The following is a 13,519-nucleotide window of genomic DNA, read 5'->3' on the forward strand; positions in this document are numbered from 1 at the left end:
GTCCCTTGCTCAGGAGGAGGGTGCGGCGGGGGGTGCTTCGGCGGGTGCTGCGGGGGGTGCTTCGACTCGCGCTTGGAGGCGTGCTTCGGGCTGCCCGAGCCAGGTCCGGGCGAGGGACTGGACGGTGGAGCCGTCCGGGTCGGCGAGTTTGGCGGCCAGGTAGTCGGCGGCCCACTGGTTGGCGGGCACCCGGAAGGGCGGCCGGTCGGAGAGCAGGGTCCGCACGACGACCTCGGCGACCTCCCGGGCGGGCTGGCCGGCCGACTCCCAGCCCTGGCCGCCGATCCAGTCCAGGTAGCCGGCGAAGGTGGGCGCGTACGGGCCGGAGGCGGCCTGGACGGTGCCGCGGTCGATGTCCGGAAAGACCCCGAACCGGGTGTCCGGGACGTAGCCGGGGACGACCACCGAGACCTGGACGCCGTGCGCCGCCGCGACCGGGGCGAGCGCCTCCAGGAACCCCTCGACGGCGAACTTGGCGGCGCAGTAGGCCTCGTTGAACGGCTGACCGACCACGCCGTGCACGCTGCCGACGGCGACCAGGCGGCCTGCGGCGGCCCGCAGCAGCGGCAGCGCGGCCCGGCTGACCGCGGCCACCCCGAAGAAGTTGACCTCCAGGTTGGCCCGCAGCGCCGCGTCGGTGGACATCTCCAGGGTCGGGTCGGAGTTGGAGACGCCCGCGTTGTTGACCACGGCGTCCAGCCGCCCGTACGTCCGGGCCACGCCGTCCAGGCAGGCGGCGATCGAGCCGGGGTCGGTGACGTCGAGGCGGCGGACGTCCACGGTGACGCCGGCGGCCTCGGCGGCCCGCCGGAGCTCCCCGGCGCGGCCGGGTTCGCGCAGGGTGGCCACCGTGCGGTACCCGGCCCGGGCCGCCGCGACGGCGGTGGCCAGGCCGATGCCGGAGGACGTCCCGGTGATCAGCAGGACCTTCCCGTCGGCGCTCCCGGCCTTGGCGCCGCTCCCGGCGCTCCCGGCGCCCCCAGCGCCCCCAGCGCTCCCGCCGCTCATGACGCGCTCTCCGCGAGCTCCCCGGGGGCGGCGGCCTCGCGCCCGGCGGCGTCCAGCAGCGGCTGGAGGCCGAGGGCGGGGAGGAAGGAACAGGCGGCCAGCAGGGTGCCGCCCGCCATCACCGCCCGGGCCGCGTCCAGGATGCCCAGCGGGCCGGTGAGCAGGGTGACGGCCAGGCCGCCGACCAGCGCGGCGAGCGGGATCACGCCCCAGGTGACGGTCCGGAAGGCGGCGTGCATGACGCCCTGGTTGCGGGCGGTCATCCGGGCCTGCCGGGTGGGCGCGCTGCACACGTTGATGCAGGACATGAAGAACCCGTAGCAGCCCATGGTCACCGCGATCACCGGCCCGGGCGGCAGTGCGGGCGCGGCGAGCAGGCCGAGGCCGGCCAGGCAGTGCAGCAGCAGCGACCAGGCCATCGTCCGCCCCAGGCCGAACCGCCGGCTGAGCCGCGGGGCGACCAGGGCGCCGATCAGCGCTCCGAGCGCGGCCACCGACATGGCCGCGCCGAAGGCGCCGACCGTCACGCCCAGGCCCCGGTAGGCGAGGACGGGCAGGACGGTGACGAAGACCGGCCCGCCGCAGTTGAGCGTGACGGCCGCCAGCACCACCCGGCGCAGCACCGGGTCCGCCCAGTTGAGCCGGAAGCCGAGGGTCAGCCGGTCCCGGATCGAGCCGGGTTCGACCGTCCGCTCGCCCCACGGGCTCATGTACCGGAAGCAGACGGCCGAGACCAGGTAGCTGGCCGCGTCCACCAGCAGGGCGGCCACCCCGAGCGCGCTGTACAGGGCGGCGGCGATGGAGGGGCCGGCGACCTCGGCGACCGAGCCGCTGCCCTCCAGCCGGGAGTACGCGCGGACCATGCCGTCCTCGGGCACCACGGCGGGGACGGCGACCAGGTAGCCGACATTGAAGAAGATCGTCGCGCCGCTGATCACCGCCACGCAGCCGAACAGCAGCGGGGTGGACAGCACGTCGAGCCAGTACGCGAGCGGGATCGCGGCCACCGCCGCCAGCCGGACCAGGTCGCAGCCGAGCATGGTGCGGCGCTTGTCCCAGCGGTCGACCAGCACCCCGGCGACCGGCCCGAGCAGCGGGATGCCGAGGTACTGGGCCATCGCCACCACGCCGACCTGGAGGGCGGAGGCGTGCAGAACGAAGATCATCAGGGTCGGGACGACGAACACGGTGACCTTGTCGCCGACCAGGCTGACGGTCTGCCCGGCCCAGAACAGGTCGAAGCCCCGGCCCAGCGGCGCCGGCCGCTCGGGCGCCGTCCCGCCTCCCACCGGGTCGGACGTCACGCCCTCGCCCGTCCGGTCGGACTTCACGCACCCTCCCGCAGGACCAGCCCGGCGGTCTTGCCGGTGCGGCCGTTGCTGATCAGCTCCTCGACCGGCCGTACCCGGAAGGACTCCGGGTCGTGCTGGAAGGCGGTGCTGAGCGTGAAGGTGGCGGTGAACAGCTCCTTGCGCAGCCGCTCGGCGTCGGGGGTGGCGCCCGTCCCGCCGGTGAGCAGCAGGACCTCCACCCCGGTGGCCCGGCCGCGCTGTTCGGTCAGCACCACCTGGGCCCGGGCCACGCCCGGGTCGCGCTCGGCCCGGGCGATCAGTTCGGCCACGTCCAGTCCGAGGCCGCGGACCTGGACGACGTTGTCGCGTCGGCCCAGCACCCGCATCGCCGGGCCCGGTCGCCCGCACGGGCAGTCGGTCAACTCGCCCGCGTCGCCGGTGCGGTAGCGCAGCACGGGGTTGAGCATCTCGGGGTTGAGGGTGGTGAAGTCGAGCAGGCCGCCGGCGTCGGCGTGGACCAGCTGGTCGGGCAGCGGGTGGAAGGTGTCGGCCGGGCAGTCGGGGGTGTTGGTGGCCACCACCCAGGTCTCGGTGCTGCCGAACATGCCCCAGCGCCGCGCCTCGGGCGCCACCCCGGCGAGGTCCTCGTCGAGTTGGGGCTGCCAGGCCTCGCCGAGCCACAACACCTTGCGCAGGGAGGGGAGTCGGATGCCGGCGGCGCGGGCGTGCGCGAACCAGAGCCGCAGCACGCTGGGCGTCCCGCCGATGGCCGTCACCCGGCGCGCGGCCAGGAAGGCCAGCCAGTCGCCGTACTCCTCGGCGGCGACCGAGCCGAGCGCGATGATCCGGCAGCCGGAGAGGTCGGCGAGCGCGGCGGCGAGGAAGTGCGCGCCCCACATCCGGCCGGCGCCCCAGGCGTTGACGAAGACGTCCGTCCGGTCGAGCGGCTGCCAGTGGGCGTGCACGCCGGCCATGTAGAAGCCGGTGGGGGCGTAGCCGACCTGGGGGGCGCCGGTGCTGCCGCCGCTCTGGAACAGCCAGGTGGCGGCCTGGTCGGCGGCGGGCTCCAGGTGGGCGAGGGCGGTGTTGAGGTCGTCCTTCGCCAGGGGCGGGAGCGTGGCGAGCCGGTCGAGGGTGTGGACGTTGACGTGGCTGGCGTAGCGCGGGGCCAGGTCGGGGACGCTGCGCAGCCGCTCCAGGGTGCGCCGGGCCACGTGCAGGCGGGGCTCGGCGGCCTCGGGGGGCAGGGAGAAGGAGGCGGTCATCGGGAGTCCGTCCGGAGGTCGAGGTCGCGGTCGCGGTTGGAGGTGGGGGCGGGGGTGGGGGCGGGGCTTCGGGCGGGGTCGAGGGTGAGCGGGCGGGCGCCGTCCGCGAGCCACCTGGCGTGGCCGTCGCGGTAGGCGGCGAAGCGGGCGCGGGTGACGTCACGTTGGAGGGTGCGGTCCGGGTCGGTGAGGTCGGGGGCGATCACGCCGTCCGGTTCCAGTTCGGAGAACCAGTACCGCTCGCCGTCGTACAGGAAGTCGACGCAGAAGAACGGGATCGGCAGCCGCTCGGCGAACCAGGCGGTGGCAGCGGCGAGTTCGGGCGGCACCGGCGGGAACTCCATGGCGCCACCCCGGCTGGCGTTGGCGACCGGGGAGCCGGGCTCCGGGGTCCGCTTCATCACCGCGTACGGCTCGCCGTCGACGACGTACACCCGGTAGTCGATCGTGCCGTCGCCCAGGTAGGGCTGGACCACCAGCGTGGTGTCGCCGCCCTGGGCGAGGCTGGCCAGGCCCCGGACGTCCTCGGGGCCGCGGGCCAGGTTGATCCCGCCGCCGCCGCACCAGCCGGCGGGTTTGACGATCGCGGGGTAGGTCATGTTCCGCAGGCCCACCTCGTAGCCGTGCTTGCTGATGTCCCGGCCGGTGCCGATCCGCACCGTCGGGATGGTCGGCACCGGGGAGCCGCCCAGGAACAGCAGGGTGGCCAGCTTGTCGTTGCCGATCAGCGAGACCTGCGGCGGGAACGGCAGGTAGAACCCGGCCTGTTCGAGCACCGCGTACAGCGCGTACTGGTTGAAGACGTCCATCGACTGGTACGGCAGCGAGTAGAGCGCGGTGATGAACAGGGTGTCCTCGGGGGTGACCGGCTCGTCGTCCACGTAGACCCGGGGGCGGCCGGGCCCGGTGGCGTCCACCGTGACGGCCTCCGGCGCGTGCCTGGTCCAGCGCAGGCCGAGGTCGGCGGCGCTCTCGGCGTAGAGGTCCCAGAAGAAGCCGTGCCACATCGCGGCCATCCGGGAGGACTCGCGGTCGGGGAAGATCCAGCACAGGCGGCGCAGTTCGCCGTCCCGGGGAGGGGCGGGGCTCGGGTCGGGGCTCGGGGCGGGGCTTGGGTCGGGGCTCGGGCCGGGGGTGCTCATCGCGCTCCTCGTGCGGTGGACGGCTCGGACCACCAGCGGCGGCCGGTCTCCGGGAGGGTGTCCACCGGGTCGTAGTAGGGGTGGCGCCGGTCGAGCGGGGCGTCCTGGCCGCCGCCGCTCTCCAGGCCGGTGCGGTAGTTCTTGGTCCAGTACGAGATGCCGAGCTCGCGGTCGTAGGCCACCGCCTGGTGCACCCAGCGCTTGCCGACGTGCGGGACATCGCAGACCAGGCGCGGGGTCGCGTAGCCGGGCAGGTAGCCCATGATCGCCTCCTGGAGGCGCTGCGCCTGGTGCAGCGGCGTCCGCCAGTGCTCGGCGCCCGGGATCACGTCGCAGAGGTAGAAGTAGTACGGCAGGATGTTCGCCTCGCCCTGGAGGGCGAAGCAGAGGTCGAGCAGGTCCTCGGCGGTGTCGTTGACGCCCCGCATCAGCACGCCCTGGTTGCGGACGTCCCGCACGCCCGCGTCCAGCAGGGCCCGGGCCGCCTCGGCGACCAGCGGGGTGATCGAGCGCACGTGGTTGGCGTGGGTGTGCACGGCCAGGTTGACCGCGCGGCGGGCGGCCAGTTCGGCGACCCGGGCCAGGCCGTCCAGCAACTGCGGTTGCAGCCAGTGCTGGGGCAGGCCGACCACGGCCTTGCTGGCCAGCCGGATGTCCCGGACGGTGCCGAGGTCCAGCAGCCTCAGCAGGAAGGACTCCAGCCGGGGCCAGGGGACGTTGGCGAGGTCGCCGCCGGACAGCACCACGTCGCGCACGGCGGGGGTGCGCTTGAGGTAGTCGAGCATCTGCTCCTGCCGGTCGGCGGGGCGCAGCAGCAGCCGGGTCTTGGCCACCTGGGGCGTCGAGGTGCCGACCAGGTCCATCCGGGTGCACTGGCCGCAGTACTGCGGGCAGGTGGCGGTCAACTCGGCCAGCACCTTGGTGGGGTAACGGTGCGTCAGTCCCTCGACGGCCCACATGTCCGCCTCGTGCAGCGAATCCCGCTCGGCCCGGGGATGGCTGGGCCAGTGCGGGTGCCGGTCGGTGCGCACCGGCAGCATGTAGCGGCGCACCGGGTCGGCCAGGAACGCCTCGGTGAAGGCCTGCGGGTCGGCCGGGGCGTCCGGGGCCATGGTGTTCAGCAGCTGCGGCGGCAGCAGCATCGGCATGGTGGCGAACCCGGCCTGGTCGGCGGCGAGTTCGCGGTAGAAGTGGTCGGTGAGCCGGTCGCCGACGACGGCCCGCAGCTGCCGGGCGGTCTTCACCGAGTGGGCCCGCTGCCACTGGGCGTCGCGCCACTGCGCCTCGGTGACGCGGCGCCAGCCCGGCAGCCGCCGCCAGTCCGGCTCGACCAGCGCCGTCCGCGCGTACGTGTACGGCTGGCGGATCACGGGGTGGTCCACGGCCGGCTACTGGCCGGTGGAGGGGGCGGTGGAGGGGCCGACCAGGGGGCCTGTTCGAGGGCTTGCCTGGGGGTCGGCTCGGACGTCGGTGAAGAGGCCCGCGAAGCGGGTGCGCAGCTCGCGCTTGAGCACCTTGCCGGTCGGTCCGAGTGGGAAGTCCTGAGGTGTGCGGGCGATCCGGACGGCGGCGAGTGCGGCCAGCCCGGCCGCGGCCAGCGCCTTGTTCGCCGCGTCCTGTACCTCCTCGGCGCCGGCCCCGGCGGCCCCTCCGGCCCCTGCCTGCAACCGGACGACGGCGACCGGGCGTTGTCCCTCACCGGGCGCCCCGGGCACGCCGACCACCGAGCAGTCCTGCACCAGGTCGGCGCAGTCGGCGAGCAGCACCTCCTCGATCGGCAGGCTGTAGACCGGGCCGTCGGCGGTGTCGATGACGTCCACCGTGCGGTCGAGGTGGTAGAACCGGCCGTCCGGCGAGCGGTGGGCGACGTCGCCGGTGAGCCAGTAGCCGGCCAGCTCGAAGCTCTCGGTCAGCCGCCGGTCGTGCCAGTAGCCCGGGGTCCGGGAGGGGCTGACCACGCCGAGCAACCCGACCGTGCCGTCAGGGAGTTCGGTGCCGTCCTGGTCGAGCACGGCGGCCTTCAGGACCACCTCCAGCGGCCTGCCGACGCAGCGGTCGTCGCGGGCGCTCTCCGGGGTGGTCACCTGGCCGAAGAGCGCCATGCCCATCTCGGAGGAGCCCAGGCCGTCGACGAACTGCGAACCGGGAAGAGCGGGTTGGTCGGCCCGGTCCTGCGGCAGCAGCCAGGGGCGGATCAGCCCGGCCGGCCGCTCGCCGAGCGTCACCAGGCGGCGGATGTGCCCGTGGTGCGCGCTGTCACCGGTGTTGAACCAGGAGTGCACCCGGGCCGCGCCGCGGACCGGGAGTTCGCCGGTGGCCAGCTCGACGAAGGTCCGGGGGAAGGAGGCGACCATGGTCGGCTGGAAGGCCTCCATCACCGGCTCGACGACGGCGCGCCGCCAGTCGGACATCACCACGGTGGGCAGGCCGAGCAGGGTCGCGGTGAGGAAGTAGCTGAGCCCGCCGGCGTGGGTGTGCGGCATCAGCGACATCAGCCGGTCGTACGGCTCGGCGGGGAAGCGCTCCATCCGCGGCTGCTTGCCGTCCCAGAACTGGCGGTGCGCCAGCATCGTGGACTTGGGGGTGCCGGTGGTGCCGGAGGAGTGGATCAGCGCCACCACGTCGTCCGGGGCGTGCCGGTACGGGTGGCCGGCGGGCAGCTCGACGGTGTCGGCGTCGAAGGCCTGCACCTCGGCGGCCAGGGCGAGGAAGCGCGGGCGGCGGCCCGGGTCCTCGCGGTAGGCGGCGGCCAGCCGGGTGGGGTCGTCGGCGACCACGCCGACCACGCCGACGTGGTCCAGGTAGCGGACCAGCACGTCGTGCCGCATCGCGTCGTTGACCAGCGCGGGGACGGCGCCCAGCGAGGTCAGCGCGAGGAAGTGCAGTAGCGGTTCCAGCCCCTCGCCGACCACGACGCCCACCGGCTCGCCGGGGCGCACCCCGTTGGCGTGGTACCAGGCGGCGTAGCGGTCGCGCAGCGCGGCCAGGTCGAGCAGGCTGTGGCCGCGCAGCACCACCTCGCCGCGGTGGTCGGTGCGGTGGGTGAAGACGGACGGGACGGCGCGGTGCGGGTTGGCCGCGAGGGCGTGGTCGAGGAAGTTGCCCGCGCCCAGGGCGGGTTCGGTCATCAGCCGCTGTCTGGCGGCGAGGGGTGCGATGGAACTGCGGTCGCTCATGGGGGTCTCCCGAAGGGGGGCCGGGCGCGGGTTCTCGTGGAATCGGCGCCGGGGAGGGGGAAGGGCCGGGGAAGGACGGGGGTGGGGCGTCAGGCGTGGGTTCGGGGCGCGGGCGTCCGGAGTGGGCGTCGGACCCGGACGTCGGGCGCGGGTCTCAGGTGCGGGCGTCGGATCCGGACGTCCGGCGCGGGTCTCAGGTGCGGGCGAGGATGTCGGCGACGACCCGGTGGCCGGAGCGGATCGCGCCCTCCATCAGCCCGAAGTACGCGGTGCTGGTCTCGGTGCCGGCCCAGTGCACCCGGTGGTGCGGCGCGGTCAGCGCCGGGCCGAGCCGCGGCCAGTCGCCGGGCCCCAGCAGGGCGGCGTAACAGCCCTGGCTGTACGGGTCGTTGAGCCAGTCGGTGACGTGGCAGGCGGTCGGCTCGGGGAGCATCGGGAAGAGCTGTGCGGCCTGCCCGACGGCCGCGGCGCGTTGCTGCCGCGGAGTGAGGGCGGCGAAGCGGTGCGCCTCGGCGCCGGTGACGAAGCCGGTCAGGACGCCGATGCCGGCCTCGGCGGGGGAGTCGTCCACGGTGGAGAGCAGTGGCCCCCGGGCGTTGACCGACCAGCCGGACAGGCCGTGGTCGCGCCACAGCGGCGCCGGGTAGACCAGGTGGACCTTGACCGCGCAGCCGCGCGCGGTGCGCTCGCCGGCCCGGCGCACCGGCAGGCCGGGCCGGTAGTCGATCGCGTCGGCGAGCAGCGGCGGCAGCGCCATGACGGCGACGTCCGCGCGGTGTTCGCCGCGGTCGGTGTGCACGGTGACGGCGTCGGCGTCCTGGTGGACGGCCCGGACCGGCTCGCCCAGCCGTACCCGGCGGCCCAGGCGCTCGGCCAGCCGCTCGCACACCTGGTGGGCGCCGCCGGAGATCCGGTCCTGCTGGGCGCCGCCGGCGAAGGCGTTGAGGTAGCGCAGGCCGCCGCCGGAGCGCAGGTAGAAGGCGAGGTGGAGGACGGAGATGTCGGCCGGGTCGGCGGCCGTCATCTCACCCAGGAACAACGGGAAGAACAGCCGGGCGTCGGGGTGGGTGAGGTGCTGCTCGGCCCACTCGGCGGCGGTCAGGGCGTCCAGGCGTTCGGCGTCCGGGGTGAGCCAGGGCGCCTCCGGCCGTACGGCGGCGGTGAGTTCGGACAGCCGGTCGAACAGGTCGCCGAGCGCGACGCCGTCGAGCGGCGGGAACCGGCCGTCGCGGGTCGTGGCGTCGGCGCTGCTGCCGTTGTGGTTGTCGTTGCCGCTGCCGAGCGCGAACCGGCTGGCACCGGACATCGTGGTGGGGGTGGTCTTGAGCCCCAACTCGTCCATCATGGCGAGTAGTTCGGTGTGCCGGTCGCCCAGGTAGGCGGCTCCGGCGTCGACCAGGACACCGGGGGCGGCCTCGATGCCGTGGGTGCGCCCGCCGACCCGGTCCCGGGCCTCCAGGACGGTCACCTCGAAGCCGTGGGCCGCCAGCCCGGTCGCGGCGGTGAGCCCGGCCAGTCCGGCGCCGACCACGACGGCGGTTCCTCCTGGCCGATGCGCGTCGAACTGCCGGCCGTTGAACGGGCGGTCGTTGAACGGGTGGTCGTTCATCTCGCGGCCGTGATTCTGCGCGCGAGCGCGGTGGGGGTGGGCGCGAGCAGGAACTCGTCGAAGGTGAGCTCGACGGCGTAGCCGCGCGCGACGGCGCTCAGCACCCGGGTGGCGATCAGCGAGTCGCCGCCGAGGTCGAAGAAGTCGGAGTCGGGCGCCACGTCGTCGCGTTCCAGCACGCGCCGGAAGACGGCCACCAGGTCCTGTGGGGTGGCGGGGGTGGTGAGGTCAGTGCTCAACGGAGGTCTCCTTCGACCTGTCGTGGGCGCCGTAGCGCAGGTGGCAGCCGGCCCGGTCGACCTTGCCGCTGGGGGTGTGCACGAGCCGGGGGACGACGGTGATCCGCCCGGGCACGAGGTGGCCGGGTACCCGGGCCCGCAGGTAGGACAGCAACTCGCCGGCCAGGTCCGGCGGGGAGGTGTGCCGCCGCGCCACGACGTACGCGAGCAGCGTGGTGCGGCCGGCCAGGGCGGCGCCGGTGACGGCGGCGGCGTTCACCTCGGGGTGGCCGGTGAGGTGCGCCTCGACCTCCGCCGGGTCCACCCGGACGCCGCGTACCTTCAATTCGCCGTCCAGGCGGCCCTGGTGGGTGAGCAGGCCGTCCGGGCCGCGGCTCACCCGGTCGCCGGTGCGGAAGTACCGCTCGCCGTCGACGGTGGTGAACCGGGCCGCCGTCGCCTCGGGCAGGCCGGGGTAGCCGAGCGCGAGGCCGGGCCCGCCGATCAGCAACTCGCCCTGCTCGCCGAGGCGTTCGATGACGTGCGGCAGGGCGTGGCCGATCGGTGCGCGGGCGGCCGGTGCGCGGTCGGCGCCGGGCCGGGCCGGTTCGCGGGCGAGCGGTCCGGACAGGTCGACGGCGTGGGTGATCTGGGTGGTCTCGGTGCAGCCGTAGGTGTTCAGCAGCCGGATCCGCCCGGTGTCCAGCCGGGCCCAGTCGTCCAGCCGGGCCGGTTGGACGGCCTCCCCGCCGATCACCAGGAGCCTTACGCAGGGCGGCAGTTCGGCCCGGTCGTCGACCAGGTGGTGGACGAGTTCGTGCCAGAAGGCGGTCGGCAGGTCCAGGACGGTGATCCGCTCGCGCTCGACCATCCGCAGGAAGCGCGGGAACGACCCGCAGTGCGCGTCGGGGTCGAGGACGAGGGTGGCGCCCGCGGTGAGTGCCGGGAGGATCTCCTCGAAGCAGGTGTCCCAGTTGAGCGAGGCGAACTGGAGCACCCGGTCCTGGGGGGTGAGGTGGAAGAGGTCGCGCAGTGCGTGGGCCGTGGCCGCGACGGCCCGGCGGGGAGTGGCGACGGGTTTCGGCTGCCCGGTCGAACCCGACGTGAAGAGAATGTAGGCCGGATGTTCCGGGCCGCTTGCGGCACGGTCCGCCGGAAGGGTTCCGGGCGGTTCTCCGGGGAATTCCGAGAGGGCGGGTAACTCTACTAATCGAGCGTCGAGTTGGTGCTCCGCGACGGCGTCGCCGAGTATCGCCGTGCGGCAGTTCGCGGCCGTCGCCATGGCGTGTCGACGGGCCGCCGGGAATGCCGGATCGATCGGGCAGTACACGCCCCCGGCGGTCAGCACGCCGAGAAGTGCGACCACCGTTTCGGCCGTGTGGACGGCCGGCACGGAGACCGTGCCGGGGTCCGGTCCCAGGCGCCTGGCCAGGGTGTTCGCCAGCTCTGCGAGCCGGCCGTAGTCGAGAGTGCGACCCCGCTGGACGATCGCGGGGTGCCGGGGATTGCGGCGTGCCATTTCCGTGAACGCGTGGATCAGGTCGGGAACGACCTGGAGGGTGTCCTGATTAATTGACATGGCCGCCCCAAATGATGCCGTCGAATGCTCATCCGTGCTCGGCGAACGGCGACTCTACCGTCGAACATGCGTGGCGACAATGGATGTTGAGAGCGTTCTTCGAAGGGGGCGTGCTTGACGTGTGAACCCGCCCGAGGACGTTCGGTCGTTCGAGTAGGGACGGCGTGCGCAAGGGGGCGGAGCGACGTGGGCGAAGGCCCGGTGACGGCACGTCAGGAGCTGAGCGGGGCCTCCCAGGAGAGCCGGGTGCCGCCGCCCTCGGCGGGCCCGACCGTGAAGGCGCCGCCCACCCGCTCGGCCCGCTCGGCGAGGTTGCGCAGCCCGCTGCGCCGGCCGCCCTCGGGAACGCCCACCCCGTCGTCGGCCACCACCAGGGACAGCCGCCCGGCGAGCGCTCGCAGCGTCACCTCCACCCGGCCCGCCCGCGCGTGCCGGGCGGCGTTGCTGAGCGCCTCGCCGAGGACGGCCACCACGTGGTCGGCCAGTTCCTGCGGCACGTCGGTGTCCAGCAGGCCCTCCATGCTCAGCCGGGGCGCGAAGCCGAGCGTCCCCTGCGCCTCGGCGACGACGCGGGTGGCGCGGGCGCGCAGGCCCCGGTCGGGCTCGCTGTGGGCGCGCAGCCCGAAGATCGTCGACCGGATGATCTTGATGGTCTCGTCCAGGTCCGCCACCGCGCGGGCGACCCGGTCGGCGGCGGCCGGGCTGTCGATCAGCCGGCCCGCGCTCTGCAACGTCATCCCGGTCGCGAACAGCCGCTGGATCGCCAGGTCGTGCAGGTCCCGGGCGATCCGGTCACGGTCCTCCAGCAGCGTCAGCTGCTCGGCGTCGCGCCGCCGCTCGGCCAGCTCCAGGGCCAGCGCCGCCTGGTCCGCGAAGCCCAGCAGCGGCCCGGTCTCGTCCGGCCCGAAGGCCGGCTGTCCGGCGGCGCGGGCCAGCAGCAGCACGCCCCGCCCGTACCCCGCCCCGGTGCCCAGCGGCACCGCAACCGCCGGGCCCAGCCCGTCGAAGCGCCCCGCCGGGCCCGCCGGGTAGCGGGCGTCGCAGGCCAGGTCGTCGCTGGTCACCGGTGAACCGGAGGCGTACGCGGCGCCCGACAGCGTGCCGTCCACCGGCACCGTCACCCCCAGCCGCGCGGCGGGCGCCCCGCCCAGCGCGACCTCCACCGTCAGCTCCTCCGCCCGCTCCTGCGGACCGTCCAGCGCCACCGAGACGTCGGCCAGCTCGGCGCCGGCGATCTCCCCGGCCCGGCGGGCGATCAGCTCCACCACCTCCAGCCGGGGCGCGCCCGACAGCAGGCTGCGGCTGATCTCCGCGCTGGCCCGCAGCCAGCGCTGGCGCAGCTGCGCCTCCTCGTACAGCCGGGCGTTGTCGATCGCCACCCCGGCCGCGACCGCCAGGGTGGAGATCACCGCCTCGTCGTCGGTGTCGAAGTCCAGCCCGCCGCGCTTGTCGGTGAGGTACAGGTTCCCGAACACCTCGCCGTGCACCCGCACCGGCACCCCGAGGAAGGTGTGCATCGGCGGATGGTTCGGCGGGAAACCCGCCGAGGCCGGGTGCTCGGACAGCACCGGGCAGCGCAGCGGCTGCGGGTCGCGGATCAACTCCCCGAGGATGCCCCGGCCGGACGGCGGCGGGCCGATCTCGGCGATCTCCTCCTCGGACAGTCCCACCGTCAGGAACTGCGACAGCGAGTGCCCGTCCGGGCCGATCACTCCGAGCGCGGCGTAGCGGGCGTCCACCAGGTCGGCGGCGGCCTCGACGATCCGGTGCAGAGCCTGGGCGAGGTCCAGCTCCCGGCCGACCGCGAGCACCGCCTCCAGCAGGCTGTGCACCCGGTTCTGGGTGCCGCGCGCCGCGTCGATCCGCCACTGGAGCTCCTCCAGCAGCTCGTCCAGGCGCAGCCGGGGCATCCGCGCGCCGCCGACCGCCGCGCTGCCGTCCGCTCCGCCCACCGCTGTCCTCCTCGTACTCGCCCCGGCCCGTCCTCCACCCGCCGCCGGAGGGCGCCAGGTGCCGCCCGATCAGGGCGATTGCCGGATTCACGGTAGTGCCCGGGTGTCGGCACCCCGCACGCCGGGGTGCGCCGTACGCTCCCACGGGCGGGCCTTTCGTCCCGTCACCGAGGGGCCTGCGGCCTCTGTCGCGAGGCCTTGGCGGACCGCCAGGGTGGGGGAGGAGCGGACGGGCCGTCAGTGCGCACACCGTCCCCGCGCCGCCCCACCAAGCGCCG

10 protein-coding genes are annotated in these 13,519 nt (G+C 74.7%); all 10 read right to left on the reverse strand.

All coding sequences use genetic code 11. From position 1 onward, the window contains the following. Positions 1 to 9: 9 nt before the first annotated feature. The 10 genes from AC07BF_RS24045 to AC07BF_RS24090 all read right to left on the reverse strand — a co-directional run bounded on the left by AC07BF_RS24045 (position 10) and on the right by AC07BF_RS24090 (position 13,199). Positions 10 to 1,008, reverse strand: a complete 999-nt coding sequence (locus AC07BF_RS24045) for an SDR family NAD(P)-dependent oxidoreductase (RefSeq protein ID WP_478333892.1) — start codon at positions 1,006 to 1,008, stop codon at positions 10 to 12. Beyond that, the gene (locus AC07BF_RS24050; RefSeq protein WP_363629819.1) at positions 1,005 to 2,339 is read right to left on the reverse strand and encodes an MFS transporter; all 1,335 of its coding nucleotides are present in this window, start codon (positions 2,337 to 2,339) and stop codon (positions 1,005 to 1,007) included. The genes AC07BF_RS24045 and AC07BF_RS24050 overlap by 4 nt, the downstream gene beginning before the upstream one ends. Continuing rightward, positions 2,336 to 3,565, reverse strand: coding sequence for an AMP-binding protein (locus tag AC07BF_RS24055; RefSeq protein WP_478319291.1), 1,230 nt, complete (start codon positions 3,563 to 3,565; stop codon positions 2,336 to 2,338). The genes AC07BF_RS24050 and AC07BF_RS24055 overlap by 4 nt, the downstream gene beginning before the upstream one ends. Beyond that, on the reverse strand, positions 3,562 to 4,707 hold the full coding sequence (locus AC07BF_RS24060) for an ATP-grasp domain-containing protein (RefSeq protein WP_478333893.1): 1,146 nt from the start codon (positions 4,705 to 4,707) through the stop codon (positions 3,562 to 3,564). The genes AC07BF_RS24055 and AC07BF_RS24060 overlap by 4 nt, the downstream gene beginning before the upstream one ends. Next, entirely contained in the window at positions 4,704 to 6,089 is a 1,386-nt protein-coding gene (locus tag AC07BF_RS24065; RefSeq protein WP_363629825.1) for a KamA family radical SAM protein, read from the reverse strand. The genes AC07BF_RS24060 and AC07BF_RS24065 overlap by 4 nt, the downstream gene beginning before the upstream one ends. 6 nt (positions 6,090 to 6,095) lie before the next feature. Then, positions 6,096 to 7,883: a class I adenylate-forming enzyme family protein gene (locus AC07BF_RS24070; protein ID WP_363629827.1), complete on the reverse strand. Its 1,788-nt coding sequence runs from the start codon at positions 7,881 to 7,883 to the stop codon at positions 6,096 to 6,098. A 193-nt stretch (positions 7,884 to 8,076) separates the two neighbouring features. Beyond that, the gene (locus tag AC07BF_RS24075; protein ID WP_478333894.1) at positions 8,077 to 9,492 is read right to left on the reverse strand and encodes a flavin monoamine oxidase family protein; all 1,416 of its coding nucleotides are present in this window, start codon (positions 9,490 to 9,492) and stop codon (positions 8,077 to 8,079) included. Further along, positions 9,489 to 9,731: a phosphopantetheine-binding protein gene (locus AC07BF_RS24080; protein ID WP_063346173.1), complete on the reverse strand. Its 243-nt coding sequence runs from the start codon at positions 9,729 to 9,731 to the stop codon at positions 9,489 to 9,491. The genes AC07BF_RS24075 and AC07BF_RS24080 overlap by 4 nt, the downstream gene beginning before the upstream one ends. Next, the gene (locus tag AC07BF_RS24085) at positions 9,721 to 11,289 is read right to left on the reverse strand and encodes an AMP-binding protein (RefSeq protein WP_400987180.1); all 1,569 of its coding nucleotides are present in this window, start codon (positions 11,287 to 11,289) and stop codon (positions 9,721 to 9,723) included. The genes AC07BF_RS24080 and AC07BF_RS24085 overlap by 11 nt, the downstream gene beginning before the upstream one ends. Positions 11,290 to 11,501: 212 nt before the next feature. After that, positions 11,502 to 13,199: a sensor histidine kinase gene (locus AC07BF_RS24090; RefSeq protein ID WP_400803787.1), complete on the reverse strand. Its 1,698-nt coding sequence runs from the start codon at positions 13,197 to 13,199 to the stop codon at positions 11,502 to 11,504. Positions 13,200 to 13,519: the final 320 nt, after the last annotated feature.

The sequence above is a fragment of the Kitasatospora sp. NPDC043950 genome (assembly GCF_056435345.1).

What these genes read in the sequence shown, in the direction of transcription:
- AC07BF_RS24045 (WP_478333892.1), bottom strand. Translation starts at nt 1,008, where the DNA reads ATGAGCGGCGGGAGCGCTGGGGGCGCTGGGGGCGCCGGGAGCGCCGGG.
- AC07BF_RS24055 (WP_478319291.1), bottom strand. Translation starts at nt 3,565, where the DNA reads ATGACCGCCTCCTTCTCCCTGCCCCCCGAGGCCGCCGAGCCCCGCCTG.
- AC07BF_RS24060 (WP_478333893.1), bottom strand. Translation starts at nt 4,707, where the DNA reads ATGAGCACCCCCGGCCCGAGCCCCGACCCAAGCCCCGCCCCGAGCCCC.
- AC07BF_RS24070 (WP_363629827.1), bottom strand. Translation starts at nt 7,883, where the DNA reads ATGAGCGACCGCAGTTCCATCGCACCCCTCGCCGCCAGACAGCGGCTG.
- AC07BF_RS24075 (WP_478333894.1), bottom strand. Translation starts at nt 9,492, where the DNA reads ATGAACGACCACCCGTTCAACGACCGCCCGTTCAACGGCCGGCAGTTC.
- AC07BF_RS24085 (WP_400987180.1), bottom strand. Translation starts at nt 11,289, where the DNA reads ATGTCAATTAATCAGGACACCCTCCAGGTCGTTCCCGACCTGATCCAC.
- AC07BF_RS24090 (WP_400803787.1), bottom strand. Translation starts at nt 13,199, where the DNA reads ATGCCCCGGCTGCGCCTGGACGAGCTGCTGGAGGAGCTCCAGTGGCGG.